This window comes from Hyalangium minutum, assembly GCF_000737315.1.
GTDB classification, from domain to species: Bacteria; Myxococcota; Myxococcia; order Myxococcales; family Myxococcaceae; genus Hyalangium; species Hyalangium minutum.
The window spans coordinates 908,665-927,711 of sequence record NZ_JMCB01000001.1; the positions used below are offsets into that span (position 1 = coordinate 908,665).

Genomic DNA, 19,047 nt, shown 5'->3' on the forward strand with positions numbered 1-19,047 from the left:
GCCTCACTCACCTGACGGGGCCAGGAGATTCAGACTATCCAGGGATGTCAGCCCTTCCCTGTAGATAGTCGGGCCATGACCCTTTTCCATTCTCGTCGGCCCCTCCTGTCTCTATCCCCCCACCCTCGCGCTTCTGGCTGGTTGGCTCTCGCGCTTCTTGCCGTGCTCGGCCTTCAGAGCACGGCTTACGCCGCTGCGGAGCACGAGCACGAGCCGGAGCAGATGGCGCTGTCGGTCTCCACGATGAGTGTGTGCGTCGATGGAACCACGCAGACGATCGCGTGCGGCATCCTCGGCACCCAGACCCGGACCTGCTCGGCGGGGCAATGGGGCCCCTACGGAACCTGCAGTGCCCCCGCGTCCATCTCGCTCCAGGTGTCCGGCCGGAAGGACATGGTCCATGACGTCCAGCGCAACCGGCTCTACATCACCACCGGCGGCACCGCGGGCGAGGTGCTCGTCTACAACCTGCTCACCCGCCAGTTCGAGCCCTCCCTGCTCACCGGTGGCTCCTTCAGCGGAATCGATCTGTCCCCCGACGGGGATCAGCTGCTCATCGCGGACCTGCAGACCAACTCCAACAACCAGAACTGGGTCCACCACATCAACCTCGCGACGAACGCGCGCCAGCGGTTCTTCTTCACCCGGGACTTCTACGAGGGTGGCACGTTCACCGTGGTTTTCACCTCCAACACCGAGGCGATCGTCACCTCCCAGTTCAACGGCTCGGGTTGGGTTCCCATGCGCAAGGTCAATCTGACCACCGGCACCGCTCAGTCCATCGCCAGCGTGCGCCAGGCCACCATGCTCGCCCGCTCCGCTGACGGCTCCACCGTCGCCTATGCCGAGTCGAACATCTCCAGCGGCGAGTGGGGCCGCTACTTGACCGGTGCTCAGACCTTCGCGGAGTCCAGCACCAGCTGGTTCGTCTACGAGATTGCTGTCAGCCGGCTGGCCAACCAGTACGCCCTCCCCACCTACGGCGGGCTCTACGTCTTCGACGGCGCCCTGTCGCGTCAGGCCATCCTGGGCACCTACGCCAGCCAGCTGCCCATTGGCGCCGTCTACAGCCCCGTCGCCGACGAGCTCTACCTGGCCTGGTATGGCTCCAACATCTCCATCGACGTCTACAGCACCACGACGCTGCAGAAGCTGCGCAACATCGCTCCCTCCCCAGGTCTCTTCTCCTGGACCGGGAACAACGCCTTCAACAACGGACGCATGCGCATCTCCCGCGATGGCACGCTGCTCTTCGCCACCACCGGCAGCAGCGGCCTCGGGATTTACCTCACGGGCCAGTGAGCCACGGCTCCCTTCCTCCTTGACACTCCATTTGATAATGATAATCGTTATCAAATCGCTGTGCTGAGGAGGACATGCCGCTTTCGATGCTGCTGAGCCTGCTGGGGGCCACCGCCTTCTACTTCGCGGCGGCCGTGCCGGCCCGCTCTGGAGGCAGGTGGCAGCAGGTGCTCCATCGGAACCGGGTGGGCGTACGCGCGGCAGGCGCGAGCCTCCTCGCGGCCGGTGCGGTGGCAGGTGGGGTGGCCCAGGGCTGGGGTGCGGGGCTCACGGTGGTCGCGCTGGTGCTGATGCTCACGCTCTCGCTCCTCGCGCTCTGCACTCCGCTCTGGCCTCGCGGCACCTTGGGAGCAGTTCAGCTCACCGCGCTGGCACTTGTCGTGGCCTGGCTCGGAGGGAGCTGATGGCCCGCAAGCACGAACACGGCCTCGGACGGATCTCCGCGGCGATTTCGGCCGCACCGGCGGCCGCCGTGCTCGCGGACCTCTCCCTCTCCGGCGCGCTGCCCTTGCCCGGGGATGTCCGATTCCTCGTCGCCCTCCTGGCCGCGGCTCCCGCAGTCGTTGTGGCGGTGTGCCTGGCCCTTCTCGCCCAGAGCTGGCAGCGGGCATGGCTTGGCTCCGCAGTGGTTGGCGCCGCGTCGGTTGCCGTGATGGTGCTCTCGTGAAGGTGTCTCCACGAGCCTACGAGATCCTCTGGGATGCGCATGCGTGGACCGGCGTCCTCTCGTCCATCGTGCTCTTTGCCCTCTTCTTTCTCGGAACCTTCGCGCTCTTCGCCGAGGAGCTGGCTCCCTGGCAGGAGCCTTCGTTCCGGGGCCCCATCGCAGTCTCCGATGCGCATGCGCTCGAGCTCGCGCAGCGCCTCGTGGACACGGAGGTCGAGGCGAAGCCCGCGTGGTTTGGGATCTCGCTGCCCACCGAAGAGGAGCCCTGGCTGCGGATCTGGCGCCTGGCCCCCGGAGGAACAGTCCAGTCCTCGTGGATGGATCCGGTCTCCGGGCAGCCGCTCGGTGAGCGAAGCGACCTGGGCGAGTTCCTCAACGCGATGCACTTCCTCGACCCGATTCCGGGAGGGAAGTATCTGGCGGGCATCGCATCCGTCGTCCTCCTGCTGCTGATTGTGACAGGGGGCTTGATTCAGCTCGGGAAGCTGGTGCGCGAGCTCGTGCAGTTCCGGCCCCACCAGGGCCACCGCGTGCGCTGGTCCGATGCGCACAAGGTCCTCGGGGTGGTCAACGCACCCTTCCTGTTGCTCTTCGCGCTGACTGGCACCGTGCTCTGCCTGTCTGCCTGGCTCCAGCCGGCGGTGGTGGCCACGACCCTGGAAGGCGACGCACGCGCCGTCGAGAGCGCCACAGACTGGCCAGTGCCTCCCCCTCGGAAAGGCGAAGCTGCCAGGGCGCCTGACCTGCGCCTTGCCCTGGAGAGAGCCCAGCAGCGGTTCCCCCAGGCGACCCACCGCTGGTTCTTCATCGACAACCTCGGGGATGCCAACGCCGTCGTCCACCTTCCGGGCGAGAGCAGCGGTACCATCAATGCGTTCGAGCACGTCTGGGTCTCACTCGCCGGAGAAATTGTCCGGGTCCGGGAAAAGGGCGGAGCGACGAGCTACTCGCGGACGATGGAGACCCTCTACGGATGGCACTTCGCCACCTGGGCCGGGCTCCCGGTGAAGGTGCTCTACGCTCTGCTCGCACTGCTCGCCTCGTTCGGCATCCTTGCGGGAAATCTCCTCTGGCTGGAGCGTCGACGCAGCCGAGGACTGGGGTCCTTCGATCGGCTCCTCGAGAAGCTGACCGCGGGCGGTTGCGCTGGGCTCACCTTCGCCGTGGCCGCGCTGTTCCTCGCGAACCAGCTCCTTCCCGCCGCGCTCCACGAACGTCCAAGGTATGAGCACGCGCTCTTTTACGTCAGCTGGTTGGGGGCGCTCGGTTACGCCCTCGTCGAGCGCTCCGCCGCGCGCTCCGCGCGGCGGCTTCTCATCGGTGCGAGCGGGCTGCTCTTCGCGGTGCCGTTGATCGATGCAGCGCGGACCGCTCGCATTCCCTTCGCTTCTGGCTCCCCGTTCGTCCTCGCCACCGAGCTGGGTCTCGTCTTCCTCGGGCTGCTGCTGGCTGGCGCCGCTCGTGCTGTCTCCCGGATGGAGCCTCATGGCGGCTCTCCGCTCCCTCTCGAGGAGCTGGCCAACGACTCCACCCCTTCACCCACCTGACACTGGAGCCCTCCCCATGAACCTGAACCGCCGTTCCACCCCAGCGCCCGTGAGCGCGGCCCTGCTCCTCGGCGCGGCCCTTGCCGCGTGTGGCTCCGACCCCGAGCCCCTCGAGCCGTGTGCCTCCGAAGGAACGGGCCCCGTCTACGCCATCGCCACTTCGATCTTCGGCGACGAGGGCGCATCGACGTACGTGCGCCTCTTGGAGTCTCTCGACGTGCAGAGCATCAACCTTGACCAGGCCTCGGAGCATGCGGGGTTCGCGACGATTGGCGCGGCCGGTGGGAAGCTCTTCGTCGGTGACGGTGAAGCGCCCGAGCTCCGCCGCTACACGGTGGGTGCCGGCTGTGGACTGCAGGAGGACGGCCGCTTGAGCTTCGCCAACTACGGCCCCGCGGTGGCCCCGCTCTACAAGAATGTGTTCGTCGACGCGTCGACCGCGTACATGCAGCTCGAGGAGTCCCGGCGGATCATCTGGAATCCGGAGGCCATGCAGATCTCCGGTACCGCCGATGCCCCTGGGCTCCCGGCCGAGCGCGACGGATTGACCGTGAGGGCGGGTTACGACCGGAGCACGGCCGTTCGCAGCGGCAACTCGTTCCAGCCCTTCTACTGGGCGGACAACAGCTTCTACCGGTTCTCCCCCACCTCTCAGATTGCCGTGTACTCGAATGCGGACGACCGCCTGGTCAAGCTGATCGATGCACCCTGCCCAGGGCTCGACATGGCGACGCAGGACGAGGCCGGTCACCTCTACTTCAGCAACTGGGTCTTCAGCACCGCGGCCCCGGTGCTGAGCGACGACGCGCCGGACAACTGCGCGGTCCGCATCAAGGCCGGCGAGCTGGCGCTGGACGCGGGCTGGACCCGTAAGCTCTCGGACATTGTGGGCGGCCGCCAGACCGTTGCGTACCGATACCTGGAGAACGGTGTTGGCATCGTCGCCGTGCTCCATTCCGAGGACATGAACATCACCGAGAACACCGAGCCCAATGCCATCACCGGTGGCAGCCACTGGCGGCTCTGGCGCGTCAATGTGGAGGCGGGAACGGGCCAGCCCGTGGACGGGTTGGGCAAGTTCGCTGGCGGCTACTACGCGTTCCGCATCGACGGCCGCACCTTCCTCCTGCTCCCGAGCGCCGATTATGCGAAGACCACGGTCTACGAGCTCGGTGTCCAAGGCGTGGCCGAGCCCCGCTTCGAGACGCTGGGGTGGGCCTACCAGCTGGTGAAGCTGCGCTGACGCGCCTGCTTCAGTATTCGAAGGTCCCCTTGAGCCAGGCCGCCCTGCCTGGCCTCTGGACTCCGAAGAAGTCGAAGGTCCTGGCATTGCCGAGGTTCTCCAACTCCGCCGTGAGGCCCACCGTGGCCTGGGCTCGCGTCACGCGATAGCTGACGCCGGCGGATTGAACGAACTGGTTCGGAATCACTTCCTTCGTCTCCGCAGCCCCCACGCTCTCCCAGTGCCGGAAGAACTCGCGGATATAGCGGGTGCTCCAGAAGGGCGAGAGCTCATCCTGCTCCGCGACCACTCCACGAATCGACATCCGCGCCGTGCCGTTGGCGAAGAACCACGGGCGATTCGGGAGCCGATCCCCATCGAACGCACCGAAGGTCCCCTCGCCCGAGGTGTTCCGGAGATCCTGCAGGGTGGCGTTCGCGTCGAGGTAGAACAGGCGGCCAACGGAGTTCCAACCGGCTGCCACCTCGAAGCCGAGCGCATGGGCCCCATAGACGTTCTGGTAGCTCGACTTGCGAGCATCGCCCAGGAGGATGATCTGGTTGCTGACCAGGCGGGCGAAGCCGTTGAGCTCAGCCCGGAAGGTGCCGAGTCCCGAGCGCAACGGCTGGGTGGCGACACCGAGGTTGAGGTTGTGGCTGCCCTCGGACTCGAGGTCGAGGTTCTCGCTGATCAGCACGCCATTGCCGAACAGCTCGTCCACGCGGGGGAACCGCGTGGCCCGCTCGTAGCTCGCCTTGAGGTAGAGCGGCTCGCCCAGGCGCACGCGCATGGCCAGCCCCCCACCGAAGCGCTGCAAGTCACGGTCCTTGCGCTGAAAGCCGCCGCCCACAGCGCGTTCCTGGGCCCGGGCCGCATAGCGGTAGTCCTTGCCGAAGAGGATGACCTGGACGGTGTCGTCGAAGAGCGCCAGCTCGTATTCGAGACCGATGACGGAGGTGAAGAGCGTCCGCTCCGCCGCGAGGACATCCAACTCCGGAGTCGAGAGCCGATCCTCGCCAGTGCGCCAGGTCCGGGTGGGCGCGATGGAGAGCCGGAGCTTCTGGGCACTGGCGAAGGCCCAATCGGCATGGGCTCGGCCGTAGAGGGCGTGCTGCCAGAGGGTCTGATCCGTCGCCTGGTTGTTGATCTCGCCCGGCAGCGTCCTCTCGCGGACCTGGCGGCCGAACCAGTCGTACACCCAGCGCGAGACGTCGACGAACTCGGTGGCCTGCCATCCGTACCCGACCACCGCGTCGAGGCGCAGCGCCTCGGTGAAGGCCTTCTCGTAGAGAAGCTGGCCGCCCGCGGTGGTGACGCCGTAGGAGGCCTCTCCATATGGCGTGCCGCGCATCACCAAGTTGTGCTGCAGCTCCTTGTCATGACCGGAGCCGAAGGCCCGGAAGACCAGCCGATCTGCCCAGCCGAGCGACTCCAGCCCCACGTCGAGGCCACCGCCCAGGGCTCGGTAGCCGTCATGGAAGCGCTTGACGGTGGCGGGAAGCAACTGGCCTTGCTCATCGACCGTCTCGATGTCGACGCGGTAGTCGTTGCGAGTCGTGTCCGCGAACAGGTGTGCCCTGACGAAGAAGCCTTGTGGCTTGGGTTGGTAGCTGCCTGCGAGGGTGAGGCGCCAGGTCCCAAATGAGCCGCCCTGCAGGGAGAGCGCTCCGTGGGCTCCCTCCTGCAGGGGGGCGCTGACGAGATTGACTGCTCCGCCAAGGGCATCGGCTCCGTACCGGGCTGGCACGACGCCTCGGTAGAGCTCGATCCGATCCACGAGGTTCACCGGCACGTTGGCGACACCAAACGGATAACCCGAGAGTTCAAGCGGAAGGCCATCAAGGAAGAAGCGGATCTGGTCGTCGGTGAGCCCGTTGAGGGCGAAACGGGCGGTGCTGCCCAGGCCCCCTGTCCTGCGGACAGACACCCCTTCCTGCTGCGCGAGGACCTGACCGAGGTCTGCTGACTGCGCCCTCGCGCGCCGGATCTCGACCACCTTCACCGCCTCCGCGGACTGACGCATCCGCTCGGCTTCCGAGCGGCCACGGACGGTCGTCTCGGTCACCTTCTCCTCCTTGGCTGGAGTGGCGGCGGCCGCGTCATCTGGCGTGGGGAGGCCGGGCTCAGAAGCGGTGGGAGTCTCAGGAGGAGCGGGTGCCTCTGGGGACGCAGGCGCCTCTGGGGCGAGCCGGAAGCTGTGGACGAACTCGACCCGGCACGCCACAGGCTCGCCGTCCACCCGAGCAGGCTCAAAGCGGAAGGTGAGGCTCGCGGACTGGGCCGCCGCGTCGAACGCCGCTCCTCCAGATCTGGAGATCTCCGAGCCAGTCACGATCCCCTTCTCGTCGATGGTGAGGAGAAGGACCACTTCGCCCTCCCGGCGCGCGGCGAGCTCCTCTGCCGGGTACGGGATCTCGACGGTGTCGATTCGATGAGGGGGCTGAATCACCGGCTCGGCAGCTGCGAGGGAGACAACCGGCAAGACCACCGTCAGGAAGAGGGCAAGCGAGGAGCGAGGCGAGAACATCCACAATCCGAGCCGGAGACAATCTTGATATTGAGAATCAATATCAAATGTTGGCTGTCACTATTGGTGATCGACCTGAGCCGGTCAAGGGGAGGGACGCGCGTCGCCGACGAGCGGTGCGCCTGGGCCCCAGCGCCTCAGGCGCGCAGCAACCGCGCGGCGATCGGTAGGTGATCGGAGGGCTCGGTCTCCGACGGCATCGGCGTCCGGTCGGACAGCTCCGGCAGCCGGTCCGGCTGCGCCTGCAGCGTGCGCGAGTGGAAGAGGTAGTCGAGCGTCTTGGCCTTGCTGTTCGCGTTGCAGGTCGGCTGGTGCCGTCCCTCGTGGGCATCGAGCAGCCCAGCCGCCGAGAACGCTCGGACCAGCGGCTCGCCGGGCTGCGCGTTGAAGTCGCCGCACACCACCCAAAGGGATTCTGGCTCCCGCCGCACCAGCTCCTCGAGCAGCTCGGACGCCTCCTGCATCCCCTGGTGCTGCTCCACGGGCCTGTCCGGCCGATCCCAGCGCAGGTGCGTGCACGCCACGCGCAGTCGTTCCCCTCCGGCCTCGAAGTCCACCACCAGCGCCAGGTGCCCGGAGACGCGCCCGCCCTCGAGTCGATCCTTGAAGTAATGGGCCCGGTGGCCCAGGCAACGCTCCAGCCGGTGGAACACCGCGCAGCCGTCGGGCTTCCCCTGCTGCTTCAGCGCCAGCACTCCCGCGTACCCGTGCGGCTCCAGCGCTCTCTGGAGTGCGGCGAAGCTGCCGGGCTCCACCTCCTGCAGGCAGACAATGTCCGCGTTCAGCCCCGCGATCCGGCGAGCCAGCGCCTCCTGGCGCCTCTGCGGCTGGAAGATGTCCGCAGGCGTGTCCGGGAACCACTCGGGCTTGACGTAGGCGTCCGCCAGGATGTTGTACGAGGCAATTCGCAGATCCACCGGCATCGGCAAGTCCTCCCGGTCCGCCGACAAGCTCCCCCCAAGGCCGTCGCGGGCACTCGATACACTACACCTCCACCTGCCTCACACGTCCCCGCGCAGATCGGGCGCTAGCCTCCGAGCGCCACCGCCACCGGCTGCGCCTCCGGCTCCACGAGCGATTTCTGCTCCCAGACCCGGCTCTTCCACCGCAGCCACATGGTGATGCCGCGCAGCCACTCATCGGCCGAGACGGCGAGCCACACCCCGGGCAGCCCCATGTTCAGGTTGAACACCAGGAAGTAGCCCAGGGGCACGCTCATGCAGGCCATCGAGAGCACGCCCATGTAGACGGTGAAGGGGGCGTCTCCCGCCGCTCGCAAGGCGTTGACCAGGACCAGGTTGAAGGACCGGCCCGTTTCCAGCAGCAGGCTCAGGACGATGAGCTGAGCGGTCACCTGGATGATGTCGCCATTGTCCGTGAACAGGCCGACCAGCCGCTCTCGGAAGAGGATGGCGAACACATCCACCGCGATGGTGATGCCCAGGCCCCACTTCAGGCTCTCCAAGGCCTGGAGGTACGCGTCCTCGGTGCGGCGAGCGCCCACTCTCCGCCCGACGATGATGCCCGTCCCCAACCCAATGGCCAGGCTGCACAGATAGACATACTGAGAGATGGACTGGGCGTACTGCCGTGACGCCAGGGCGACGGAGCCCAGCGTGGTGATGAAGTACAGGAACGTCGTCTGGCAGCCCTGATAGGTGAGCTGCTCGACCGCCGCGGGGATGCCCACCTTGAGGATCTTCCGGATGTACTCCTTCGAGAACGTCACGTAGTCCCGGAGCACCATCCGCACGGGCATGACGCGGTAGAGCATCCAGGCGAAGACTCCAAGCGCGGTGGCCCGGCTCAGCACGGTGGAGAGCGCCGCGCCCTTCACCCCCAGCGCCGGTAGACCGAAGTGGCCGAAGATGAGGGCGTAGTTGGCGGCCACGTGCAGCACGTTCATGCCCAGCGAGACGAACATCGACTGCCGGGTGAAGCCGTAGGTGCGCAGCAAGCCGGAGAAGACGTTGATCAGCGCCTGGAAGAAGAGGAAGCCGCCCACCAGGTGCAGGTACGTCTTCGCATACGCGAGCACCGGCCCCTCCAGGTTCATCCCGCCCAGGAGGAAGTCCCCTAGCAACAGCAGGCCCACGCTGACCGTGATGCCGAGGCCGAGGTTCAGCGTGAGGGCCAGCGCCGAGATCCGGGCGGCCTCTTGCTGCTTGCGAGCCCCGAGGTACTGGGCGACCACGATGGCGGCCCCGTTACCAATGATGCCCGTGCTCAGGATGCAGATGAAGACGTACTGATTGACCACGCCCACCGCGGAGACGGCGTCGTCGGACACGCCGCTCAGCATGAGCGTGTCCGACGTCCCCATGAGCATGAAGAGGAGGAGCTCCAAGAAGATGGGCCAGGTCAGCCGGAACAACCCCAGGTGAGGTTCGGTCTGCACATCTCCCTGCGGCGTCGCTGCGACTTCCATGGGTTCATCTGCTCCGTGAGGCGGGCCTCGCGGAGCGTGTCTCGCATGTCTGGCGGGAGGCGTCGAGCGATTGGCGGTGCACCTCGCGCCGCATCGGAGGAGCCCCAACTATCTGGAGGCGCGCTACTGCCATTGGTAGACGCGGACCCAGTCCACTTCCATCACCTGCGGCGTCTGGGCGATGAGGTTCGCCGTAGACTGCGGCACGCCGTAGTACGGCGTCGTCGCGCCGTTCAGCCCGAACGGATAGCCCCCGCCCACCGCCAGGTTCAGGATGATGAAGAACGGGTGGTCATACGCGTAGTTGCCGTACTGGGTGACCTCCCCTCGCGTCACCGTCTTCAGCAGCACGTCGTCGATGTACCACTTGATTTCCGTAGACGAGTAGTCGGCGCGGTACACGTGAAAGTTGCTGACCGGGGAGTTCGGGTAGAACCGAGCGTTGATCGGCGTGTTGCCGTAGTAGCCCGGACCGTGCAGCGCACCCGACGTCCAGTCGCCGTAGCCCACGTTCTCCATGATGTCGAGCTCGCCGCAGGCCGGCCAACCCGCCGTGTTGATGTCATTGCCGAGCATCCAGAACGCCGGCCACAGCCCCGCCCCCACCGGCAGCTTGATGCGCGCCTCGACGCGGCTGTGCCCGAACTCGCGCTTGCCCACGCTCTCGATGCGGCCCGAGGTGTAGGGGTAGCCGTTCGTCGGCTGGTAGCGCGCAATCAGCTTCAGCGTGCCGTTGCTCACCTGCACGTTCTGCGACGACGAGGTGTACTGCTGCTGCTCGCTGTTCACGTGGACCGTCGTGTTGTAGCTCCAGTTCGCCGTGTTGAGGCTGGTGCCGTCGAACTCGTCGCTCCAGACCTGCACCCAGTTGCCCGGTGTGCCCCCCACCGCGCCCCACGAGAACCTCTCCCAGCAGTCCGTGGCGGCGCGGTTGGCCACCAGCTGCGTGTTGGCCAGGTTCGAGTCCGCCGCCACGTACTTCGCGGTGGACTTGGCCAGCAGGCTCACCGTGCCATCCGCCTGGGAGACCCACTGAAAGCGCTCCCAATCCCCCACTGTCGTCTTCGACGCGGTGAGCTGCCCGTTGGCGTTCGGATCCGCCGACACGTACTTGCCGTTGCTGTTGGCCAGCAGCGCCACCTGGCCGCTGCCCCCGTCCTTCACCTGGAATTGCTCCCAGCCCTGCGCCGTGGCCCGGTTGGCCACCAGCGGCGTGTTGGCGTTGATGTTCTGATCCGCCGACACGTACTGCTGGTTGGTGCACGCCTTGAGCCAGATCGTCTGGCCAATCGGCGCCGCCGCCAGCTGCTGCACCGCCGCCTCGGTCTCGGGCGTGGCGGCCTCTTGCTCGGGGCTACAGGCCGAAGTGCCCAGCACCAAGCTCCCCATTCCCACCAGCAGCCAGTTCTTTCCTACCGTCTTGAGCAGTCTCGAAAGCATTGAAAGGCCTCGCGGAGATTTTGAACGCGCTTTCAATACGCCTTATCGGCAATTCAAGTAAAGCCCTATTAGGCCACTATTTACTGGAGGACAGCTCCTCCGCGGCTCGGGCTCGGGTGGACGGACGGACTGTGGCTTCGGTGGAGCTCGCGGGACAGGCCGCCGTCGTGCTGTTCCTGTCGAGCGGGTGCCCAAAGTGCCGAGGAACGGTCCCCGTGCTCCAGCAGATCCTCCCGGCCATCCGCAGCGCTGGCATCGGGCATTACAGCCAGCGCCGCACGCGCGCCTTGTAGCGCACGTAGGGCTCCCCGAACGTTGCCTCCAAGTACCGCTCCTCTTTCGCGATGACGTAGTAGCGAATCACCAGCAGCGCTGGGATCAACGTGAGCACCGCCCATTCACTGGGGATCAGCAGCGCGATGCCCAGGTAGATGATCGCGAACGAGAGGTACATCGGGTTGCGCGTCCAGCTGTACAGCCCCTTGTCCATGATGCCCGCGGTCGGCATCCACGGGCGCATATCGATGTCCGCCCTCGTGAACTGGCGCATCGACATCACCAAGAGCACCACGCCCCCCAAGAGCAACGCCCCTCCTATTCCACGCGCATGGCTGTGCGCCGCCGCGGGGAGGACGTTCAGCGGAACGACCCTCGAGAGCAACACCCCCGCGAGGAGGTGCAACACCATGATCACGGGAGGCGGGAAGCGGACGCCCGCGCTCGCTGGTTTCGCGTTGTCCACGGGCCTCATCGTACTGGCTCAGCCCCGCCAGCGCACGGCCCCCGCTCGTGCCCCGTCCACCCCGGGTCTTGGATAAGCTAGAGCCCGCCGTCTCTCCCGGAGCCGCCCATGGCCGAGCAGCCCATCCAGAACTGCGAGGTGCGCTTCCAGTTCCAGTGTCCCAAGCAGTGGGATGCCTTGCAGTCCACCGCTGAGCCCGGTGTACGCGCGTGCAGCCAGTGCCAGAAGTCCGTGTACTTCTGCCAGAGCGCCGAGGAAGCCGCCCAGCACGCTCAGCTCGGGCACTGCATCGCCGTGCCCTCCTGGCTCTCCGCGCCGCAGGACTCGCCCGAGGAGTTCGAGCGCCTTCAGGAACTGGCTCGCCAACATGGCATGCCCGCGGTCCGCTTGCGCGGCTTCAGGCCTGATCCGGAGCTTCTCAAGCGAGTGGGCCTGGAGGTGGCCCGCAAGTACACCGTGCTCCCCGTGGGCCAGTCCGGCAGTGTGATCACCCTGGCCCTGAGCGACCCCACGAACCGCATGGCCATCGACGACGTGATGTTCTACACCGGCTACAACGTGAAGCCCGTGGTGGCTTCCCAGAGAGAGATCCTCTCCGTCATTGACCGGGCCACCCAGGAGGACAAGTCCCATATCGATGTAGGCGTGGTCGATGAGCGGGCGTTCCTGAATCCGAAGCCCACGCCCGCCCGGCTCTCCCTCGTCTCGGAAGATGGCGTGGAGTGGTACGTCCACCGGGATCGCTTCGTCATCGGCCGGGGCAAGGACTGCGACTTCCAGCCGGACTCCCGCATCCTCTCGCGCCACCACGCCGTCATCGTCCGCGAGGGCGAGGACTACTTCCTCGAAGACCTGGCCTCCACCAGCGGCGTCTGGCTCGGCCGGGAGCGGCTCCAAGGGCGCCACCGTCTCGGCCCCGGCGATGAGTTCACCCTGGCCGACGTGAAGCTCCGTGCCCAGTTCCGCGGGTGACGGCGCCGGGTAGAGTGGGCGCCCCATGAAACGGACCGGAGTTGCCCTCCCCCTCCTCGTGCTGGCCCTCACCTCGCTGTCGCTCGGCTCAGCCGGGTGCGCCTCCGCGAGCGTCTATTCGAAGCGCGAGCCCGGTGAGCTGCCACGGCTGTCCCGCCTCTTCGTCGCGGGCAGCTCCCAGGGACTCGACGACAGCGCACCGCTGGGCGAGCTGTCGAGCGCCATGACAAAGCAGTTGTCCGCGCGCGGGGTGGCGTCCTCCGCCTACGTGTTCGAGTCGGCGGAGCTGAGCAGCCCCGAGCCCCTCCGCCAGCGCCTCGCGGAGTCCCAGGCGGACGGACTGCTGCTCCTCACGCTCTCAGCGACCGAGGGCTGGATTGCCTCCGGTGGCATGGGTGGCGTGGCGGCCGAGCGCACCACCACCACCCGCGTAGAGGCCCTGCTCACCCCTGCGGGCTCTGACCGGCGCATCTGGAGCGCCACCTGCAAGTACGGCAACAAGAGCCGGGCAACCCAGGCCATCCTCGACACGTGCGCCCAGAAGCTCGTGGAGCAGCTCTTCACGGATGGGGTGCTCACTCCCTCCGGGACGCCCTGACGGCTCAAGTGCTCCCGCGCGCGCTCCCACCGGCCAGCAGGGGCACCAGATCCACCCCGCGCCAGAGCCGCTCGCGCATCTCCCGCGAGTCCGCCAACGCCCGTGCGCCTCGCGGCGTCACGGCGAACACCCTCCGAGAGTTCCCGCCGCTCGTCTCTCCTCGCCCGGAAGAGGCCAGCCCCTTCGCCTCGAGCCGATCCAGCGTGGCGTACACCGCGCCGATCGCCACCTCGCGCCCCGTCACCGCCTCCAGTTCCCGGCGGACGGCCATGCCGTAAGCGCCACTTCCATCCGCCGCCCGTGCGGTTCGCAGCACGGCCAGCAGCACCTGTTCCTCGAAGGTCCCAAGAGGTGCATCCGCGGAGGGGCTCGAAGGTGTTGGCATGGGGGATTCCTCAAGGAATCTCTTACTACAATGTAGAAGACGCAGCCAAGACCGGACCGGCTAGCGGCGCTTCACGGCGACGAAGGTGTCGTACGGATGGCCTTCGAGGGTCCTCGGCTCCAGGCGCGCGTCGAGCCCCACCTCCTGGAAGAGCCGCAACCAGGTGTCGCGCGAGAACACCCCATAGTGGTGCGTGTCGAGCACGGAGCGGACGCTCCCATCCTTCTCCCGGAGCACCAGCGAGTAGTGGACGACGCTGTAGCTCTTGCCCGGCTCTGGCGGAAGCGTCCACATGAGGTAGCGCAGCGAGCGCGCACGCCCATCCGCATCCGGCGGCCCGTCCTCACCTTCGACGGCTGAGCCGGGCTCGAAGGACTCGCGCGTGGCATCCGGGGCCACCACGGTGACGCCGCCGGGACGCAGGTGCACGGAGACCGTCTCCAGCGCCGCGCGCAGGTCCTCCTCCGTCGTCATGTACTCGATGGCGTCGTGCACGAAGACACCGTCGAACGTGCGTCCCAGGCGCACGGTGCGCATGTCCCCGGGCAGGTGCTCGCACTCGGGATTCAGCTCGCAGCTCACCTTGCGCATCCCCTCCGAGGGCTCCACCAGGGTGAGCTTGAACGCACTCTTGAGGTGGCTGGCGTTGTTGCCGCCGCCGCTGCCCAGCTCGAGCACCTCTTTCAGCGGCCCAGACGCGGCGGACCGGAAGAGCCGGAGGTACTCGTCGGACTCCTCGCGGTAGTGGGACACAGGCGAGACCAGCGGCCACCAGTCGGCCAACTCTTCATAGAGCTTCATGCGCTTCTCCCAGGAGTTCCGAAGCGTACGCCCGCGTCAGCGTTCCACGCAGAGCACTCCGCCTGCATCGTCGGCGATGAACGCCCGCCCGGTGTCATCGAGTGCCAGTCCCTCGGCGCGCTTGCCGGGGAGGGGCATCTTCCGCACCAACTTCCCCTCCAGGGTCAGCTCATAGACCCACCCCAAGCCCTCGCCACTGCTGGACTCGGTGATCAGGAAGTGGCCCGACGCCCGGTCATAGGTGATGTCCGAGGCCTGGTACTCAATGACTGTGGACAGGTCGATGGCCTCCACCGCCTTGGCCTTGCCGTCCTTCTTGTCGAGCGGCACCTTGAGCTTCACCAACCGGGGCGGCTGCTGATTGACGCAGTAGAACGCGAGCTGCTCGGGCACGTAGCACACGCCCTCGGCGCTCTTGTTCGCGTCATCGCCGATGATCCGCTGGCCGTGGATCTTCGTGTCCACCTCGTACTCCGCCTGGATCTTGAGCGAGTCCGGATCAAGCGCGTAGAGCTTCGGAGACTTCTTCTCCTCGAGGACGAAGAGCCGGCCGTTGGGGCCCACCGTGACGCCCTCGAATCCCCGGCTCCCGAGCTTGGCACTGCGCAGCACCTTCCCGTCCCGCGTGAGCTCGGCCACATCCCCGTGGTCACCCACCACGAAGAGCGTGCCGCGGCCTGGGTGGAAGGCGATGCCGCTGGGCTCCTTCACGGCCTTGGAGTGGACGGGCAGCACCGAACGCACCTGGGCCGACGGACCGAAGGGCAGCTCCGCTTGACGCTCTGAAGAGGGCGCACTGGGCCGCACCTCCACGGGAGAAGACGCGATGGGAGCGGGCATGATGACTCCGGGAAGCGCTGCAGTAGGCCTCCCAGTCATATCGCGTCTCACTCCTGGCCCGTCAGGACTGGCCGCCAACTCTAGCCAGTCAGAGTCGGGGGCCACGTCTGACATGCCTCACCGAGCCCTCCTACATGCTGGGCTGGACAGGCACCGCGGGGGGCGAGTTCGTGTCGCGCTTCTGCTCCACACTCGAAGCGGCGCGGAACTTCTGCTCGATCCCCTCGTAGGGGCCCCAGCCATGAGTCTCAGTGATCCGGGCCCGCAGCGTATCCTCACGCTGCCGCAGCGCCGCAGGATACTCCTGCTCGACGCTGGGGTCGAACACCCGATCGAGCAGATACGCCAAGCGCAGGCCCGCGTAGAGAACTCGCTCATTGGCCACGACGATGCCCTGCGTATAGTACACATCCCCCAGCGTCTGCCTCGGGACGGCACTGTAAGCGGTCGCGCGGTCGATGCGGCTCTCGTTCATCCAGTCGATGGGCAGCGTGTGGACGATGCTCTGCCACTGGCTCACGGGCATCTTCCGGGAGACCGCCTTCGCGTACGCCTTGTGACGATGAACGGAGTCACCGGGCACCTCCGGCAGGTGGTGCACGAACTGGTCGATCATGTGGAAGTCCCACACAGCATGGAGGTTGACGGGCTTCTGCTGCACCTTGGCCTCCACGCACTCGCCGGTGATGGGCTCGAACCAGATGTTGCTGCCCACACACTCCGCCCGGGGCGAGGCGCGCAGAATCTCGGGATACTCGTACGAGGACACACCGTACCAGCTCACCTCATAGCCCTTGTTGCCCCCCTGATCATCCGGCCGTCCCACGTGCAGGGGCTGGTGCAGATCCCCCACCACGTGCCCGAGAAACCGCACCCAGGTGCGCTTCATCTCATCCGGGGTGGCGGAGGCGCGCAGCATGTCGAGCGCGATGAGGATGGAGCGCACGGGATCGCCCTCCTCACTCACGACGCCCTTGTCGAAGTAGTCCGCGTGGTCGTGGATGTCCGCGAAGTGCCACTTGGCGGTGAACTTCCACGGGCTCGACTCGCCGCGCACCATGTCCGGCCACGTGCACTGCTGGGCGAACTCGGGTCCCATAAGGGCATCCAGCCGGGCCCGCGTGATGGCCGAGACATTGTTGTAGGCAATCTCGCACGCCGCCCAGTGCCCCGTCTCACGCCACGCGTGAGCCTGCGACGCCCAGAAGGTCAGAGTTGCGGCGAGGAACCCCTTCACAGCCTGGTGCTGCTTCATATGTGACTTCCCCCTGTCCGGCGTGCAGTGCCCTGGCGCTGCACGACTCCGGCTTATCAACGGGGCGAGGGTGCGCTTATTCACGACGCAGACGACACGCACCTGCAGGAGTCAGCGCGCTCTCTGGTGGCCAGCACCGATCGCCGGTCCCCCTGGGAGGAGGGGTCGGTCTGGTCGTCAGCGCTCTCTGGTGAGCCTTGGCCGCTCACTCGTATTTCGACCAGCCCTCCTGGTTGGCTGCGCCGATCGCCTCGTAAGTGCCCGTTTTCTGGGCACTGGACGCACCTACATCCTCTACCCACCCACTCCCAGCCACTCACTTTCTGGGAAACCGCCCCCCTCACAACATTCCGTTCAGCTCCGGCGATAATCCGTCAAAGCACTTCCAGGAGAGATCCCGTGGCACGTATCGATGGTGGTGGTTCGCGTCAGGTCCAGGCGCGCAAGCCGGAGCCGAAGCCCGAAGTTCAGGCCAAGTCCGCTCCCGCCTCCGAAAAATCCGCTCCCAAGGCCAAGGCCGAGTCCAAGCCGCAGCGCGATGGCTTCGACTCCAAGGGCAACCCGCAGGCCGCCGAGAAACCCAAGAGCCACGTCGCCGAGCGCAACACCAAGGCCTTCAACTCCGGCGCCCGCAACGAGATCAACCGCTTCGCCCAGTCCTCCAAGCCCGCCGCTACCACCAACAAGGACGGCTCGGTCACCCGCTCGAAAACCACCGAGAAGGGCAAGAACACCCGCACCCAAGAGCTCACCACCGACAAGGGCAAGCTCCGCGAGGCCCAGCTCAAGTACACCAACACCTCCACCACGAAGGTGAAGGGCGGCACCAACGAGGTGAAGAACTCCCACACCTCGCAGAGCGACATGTTCGGCCGCACCACCTCCTCCAAGCAGCGCGAGGCCACCGAGACGCGCGGCAACACCGCCACCACCAAGTCCCGCACCGAGGCCACCGACCGCTGGGGCAACGTCAAGACGACCAAGGGCGAGACCACCAAGGTCTCCGACGGTGACAACTCCAAGAGCACCTCCAGCTCCGTCACCACCGATGGCAAGGGCAACCGCGCCGTCTCCAACGAGACGAAGACGGTCACCAAGGACGGCAACACCACCACCACGAAGACCACCAAGAACTCGAGCGGCTCGGAGACGACCCACTCCTCCACCGCCAAGTACGAGAACGGCACGTACACCCTCGGTGAGTCCAAGGACTGGAAGAACCAGAAGTTCAATACCGAGAAGAGCTTCTCCAAGGAGAAGGAGCTCAAGCCCAGCAGCGAGGACAAGGGCTTCACCCAGAAGCAGAAGACCGACAAGCTCGGCAACGCGCAGACCGCGGGCAACCTGCTCGGCGCCGCCGGCGTGAAGAAGACGATCACCAAGGGCGAAGTCGACAAGAGCAAGATGCACGAGAACAACAGCTCGACCGACCCCAACACCTTCGTCGGCAACCGCTACGGCTACTCCGGCAAGCACGAGGTGACGATCGGCGCCGATGGCGTGAACGCCTCGTTCAACCGCGAGGCCAAGGCCGGGCTCTACGCCGAGACCAAGACGCCTGACATCAAGAAGGGCGAGGCCGGCTACCAGGTCGGCGCCAACGCCAAGCTCGAGGCCGCCGCCAGCGTGGATGCCAAGGGCAAGCTGGACCTCAACGGCCTGGACGCCAGCGTCAACGCCAAGGTCGGCGTCACCGCCGAGGCCTCCGTCAACGGCAAGGCCCAGACGAAGAGCGTCAAGGTCGCCGGCGTGGACGTGAACGCCTCCGTCGAGGGCACCGCCAAGGTCTCCGCCTCCGCCACCGCCGAGGCCTCCGGCAAGGTGAAGGTCACCCGCAACCCGCCCACCGCCATCGCCGAGGGCACCGTCGGCGCCTCCGCCGTCGTCAAGGCCGAGGCCGAGGTGAAGGCCTCCGCGGGTCCCTTCGCCGTCAAGGCCACCGGCTACGCCAGCGCTGGCGCCGAGGCCAAGGCCACCGGCACCATTGGCTACGAGGATGGCAAGATCAAGCTCGGCGGCAGCCTGGGCGCCGCGCTCGGCGTGGGCGCGGGCGGCTCGGTCAACGTCGAGGTCGACGTCAAGCAGATCGGCGAGATGGCGAAGAACACCGCCGTGAAGGTCGCCGACGCCAACGGTGACGGCAAGCTGGGCCTGGATGACGCGAAGGCCGTGGCCAACAACGTCAAGGACGCCGCCGTCAACACCGCCAAGAACGTCGTGGACAACACGAAGAAGACTGTCATGGGGTGGCTCGGCTGGTGACGTGAACCTGCCTCCCGGCTGCTCGTCTTCACCCGGCTTCTGAGGGATACTTCCGACCG

General features: G+C 66.7%; 17 protein-coding genes. 8 read left to right on the plus strand and 9 right to left on the minus strand.

Translation table 11 applies throughout. From position 1 onward, the window contains the following. Positions 1-162 precede the first annotated feature (162 nt). From DB31_RS03415 to DB31_RS03435, 5 genes are all read left to right on the plus strand, one after another. Positions 163-1,302 (plus strand): YncE family protein, encoded by a 1,140-nt coding sequence (locus tag DB31_RS03415; RefSeq protein WP_157231780.1) that lies wholly within the window; start codon positions 163-165, stop codon positions 1,300-1,302. 74 nt (positions 1,303-1,376) lie between these two features. Further along, on the plus strand, positions 1,377-1,706 hold the full coding sequence (locus DB31_RS03420; protein ID WP_044181801.1) for a hypothetical protein: 330 nt from the start codon (positions 1,377-1,379) through the stop codon (positions 1,704-1,706). Beyond that, positions 1,706-1,969, plus strand: coding sequence for a hypothetical protein (locus DB31_RS03425; protein WP_044181803.1), 264 nt, complete (start codon positions 1,706-1,708; stop codon positions 1,967-1,969). Before DB31_RS03420 ends, DB31_RS03425 begins: the two co-directional genes overlap by 1 nt. After that, on the plus strand, positions 1,966-3,516 hold the full coding sequence (locus DB31_RS03430; RefSeq protein WP_063769182.1) for a PepSY-associated TM helix domain-containing protein: 1,551 nt from the start codon (positions 1,966-1,968) through the stop codon (positions 3,514-3,516). The genes DB31_RS03425 and DB31_RS03430 overlap by 4 nt, the downstream gene beginning before the upstream one ends. 16 nt (positions 3,517-3,532) lie before the next feature. Continuing rightward, a complete protein-coding gene (locus tag DB31_RS03435; RefSeq protein WP_044181806.1) occupies positions 3,533-4,759 on the plus strand; it encodes a hypothetical protein in 1,227 nt (408 codons plus the stop codon). A 10-nt stretch (positions 4,760-4,769) separates the two neighbouring features. Here DB31_RS03435 and mxcH read toward each other — a convergent pair whose 3' ends face one another. From mxcH to DB31_RS03460, 5 genes are all read right to left on the minus strand, one after another. Further along, complete coding sequence (gene mxcH, locus DB31_RS03440) at positions 4,770-7,265, minus strand: TonB-dependent siderophore myxochelin receptor MxcH (RefSeq protein ID WP_044181810.1); 2,496 nt, start codon at positions 7,263-7,265, stop codon at positions 4,770-4,772. A 137-nt stretch (positions 7,266-7,402) separates the two neighbouring features. Further along, positions 7,403-8,215 carry an endonuclease/exonuclease/phosphatase family protein gene (locus DB31_RS03445; RefSeq protein WP_157231782.1) on the minus strand — a complete coding sequence of 271 codons (813 nt, stop codon included), beginning with the start codon at positions 8,213-8,215 and terminating at the stop codon, positions 7,403-7,405. Positions 8,216-8,292: 77 nt separating this feature from the next. After that, complete coding sequence (locus DB31_RS03450; protein ID WP_044181815.1) at positions 8,293-9,693, minus strand: MATE family efflux transporter; 1,401 nt, start codon at positions 9,691-9,693, stop codon at positions 8,293-8,295. 123 nt (positions 9,694-9,816) lie between these two features. After that, positions 9,817-11,133 (minus strand): family 16 glycosylhydrolase, encoded by a 1,317-nt coding sequence (locus DB31_RS03455; RefSeq protein ID WP_044181817.1) that lies wholly within the window; start codon positions 11,131-11,133, stop codon positions 9,817-9,819. 262 nt (positions 11,134-11,395) lie between these two features. After that, positions 11,396-11,875 (minus strand): methyltransferase family protein, encoded by a 480-nt coding sequence (locus DB31_RS03460; protein ID WP_169787003.1) that lies wholly within the window; start codon positions 11,873-11,875, stop codon positions 11,396-11,398. 108 nt (positions 11,876-11,983) lie between these two features. Here DB31_RS03460 and DB31_RS44460 point away from each other — a divergent pair, with 108 nt between their 5' ends. Together DB31_RS44460 and DB31_RS03470 are read left to right on the plus strand one after the other, a co-directional pair. Continuing rightward, a complete protein-coding gene (locus DB31_RS44460) occupies positions 11,984-12,847 on the plus strand; it encodes a GspE/PulE/PilB domain-containing protein (RefSeq protein WP_052419676.1) in 864 nt (287 codons plus the stop codon). Between the two features lie 25 nt (positions 12,848-12,872). After that, positions 12,873-13,445: a hypothetical protein gene (locus DB31_RS03470; RefSeq protein ID WP_157231784.1), complete on the plus strand. Its 573-nt coding sequence runs from the start codon at positions 12,873-12,875 to the stop codon at positions 13,443-13,445. Between the two features lie 4 nt (positions 13,446-13,449). On the opposite strand, the gene DB31_RS03475 is transcribed toward DB31_RS03470, so the two are convergent. From DB31_RS03475 to DB31_RS03490, 4 genes are all read right to left on the minus strand, one after another. After that, entirely contained in the window at positions 13,450-13,830 is a 381-nt protein-coding gene (locus tag DB31_RS03475) for a PadR family transcriptional regulator (RefSeq protein WP_044181827.1), read from the minus strand. Between the two features lie 60 nt (positions 13,831-13,890). Further along, a complete protein-coding gene (locus tag DB31_RS03480) occupies positions 13,891-14,631 on the minus strand; it encodes a class I SAM-dependent methyltransferase (RefSeq protein WP_044181830.1) in 741 nt (246 codons plus the stop codon). Positions 14,632-14,667: 36 nt separating this feature from the next. Then, on the minus strand, positions 14,668-15,471 hold the full coding sequence (locus DB31_RS03485) for an SdiA-regulated domain-containing protein (protein WP_044181833.1): 804 nt from the start codon (positions 15,469-15,471) through the stop codon (positions 14,668-14,670). A gap of 130 nt (positions 15,472-15,601) precedes the next feature. Then, the gene (locus DB31_RS03490; RefSeq protein ID WP_044181835.1) at positions 15,602-16,726 is read right to left on the minus strand and encodes a S1/P1 nuclease; all 1,125 of its coding nucleotides are present in this window, start codon (positions 16,724-16,726) and stop codon (positions 15,602-15,604) included. Between the two features lie 399 nt (positions 16,727-17,125). On the opposite strand from DB31_RS03490, the gene DB31_RS03495 reads away from it, so the two are divergent. Next, positions 17,126-18,988 (plus strand): hypothetical protein, encoded by a 1,863-nt coding sequence (locus DB31_RS03495; RefSeq protein WP_052419677.1) that lies wholly within the window; start codon positions 17,126-17,128, stop codon positions 18,986-18,988. Positions 18,989-19,047: the final 59 nt, after the last annotated feature.

What these genes read in the sequence shown, in the direction of transcription:
- DB31_RS03420 (WP_044181801.1), top strand. Translation starts at nt 1,377, where the DNA reads ATGCCGCTTTCGATGCTGCTGAGCCTGCTGGGGGCCACCGCCTTCTAC.
- DB31_RS03425 (WP_044181803.1), top strand. Translation starts at nt 1,706, where the DNA reads ATGGCCCGCAAGCACGAACACGGCCTCGGACGGATCTCCGCGGCGATT.
- DB31_RS03435 (WP_044181806.1), top strand. Translation starts at nt 3,533, where the DNA reads ATGAACCTGAACCGCCGTTCCACCCCAGCGCCCGTGAGCGCGGCCCTG.
- mxcH (WP_044181810.1), bottom strand. Translation starts at nt 7,265, where the DNA reads ATGTTCTCGCCTCGCTCCTCGCTTGCCCTCTTCCTGACGGTGGTCTTG.
- DB31_RS03450 (WP_044181815.1), bottom strand. Translation starts at nt 9,693, where the DNA reads ATGGAAGTCGCAGCGACGCCGCAGGGAGATGTGCAGACCGAACCTCAC.
- DB31_RS03455 (WP_044181817.1), bottom strand. Translation starts at nt 11,133, where the DNA reads ATGCTTTCGAGACTGCTCAAGACGGTAGGAAAGAACTGGCTGCTGGTG.
- DB31_RS44460 (WP_052419676.1), top strand. Translation starts at nt 11,984, where the DNA reads ATGGCCGAGCAGCCCATCCAGAACTGCGAGGTGCGCTTCCAGTTCCAG.
- DB31_RS03470 (WP_157231784.1), top strand. Translation starts at nt 12,873, where the DNA reads ATGAAACGGACCGGAGTTGCCCTCCCCCTCCTCGTGCTGGCCCTCACC.
- DB31_RS03475 (WP_044181827.1), bottom strand. Translation starts at nt 13,830, where the DNA reads ATGCCAACACCTTCGAGCCCCTCCGCGGATGCACCTCTTGGGACCTTC.
- DB31_RS03480 (WP_044181830.1), bottom strand. Translation starts at nt 14,631, where the DNA reads ATGAAGCTCTATGAAGAGTTGGCCGACTGGTGGCCGCTGGTCTCGCCT.
- DB31_RS03485 (WP_044181833.1), bottom strand. Translation starts at nt 15,471, where the DNA reads ATGCCCGCTCCCATCGCGTCTTCTCCCGTGGAGGTGCGGCCCAGTGCG.
- DB31_RS03490 (WP_044181835.1), bottom strand. Translation starts at nt 16,726, where the DNA reads ATGAAGCAGCACCAGGCTGTGAAGGGGTTCCTCGCCGCAACTCTGACC.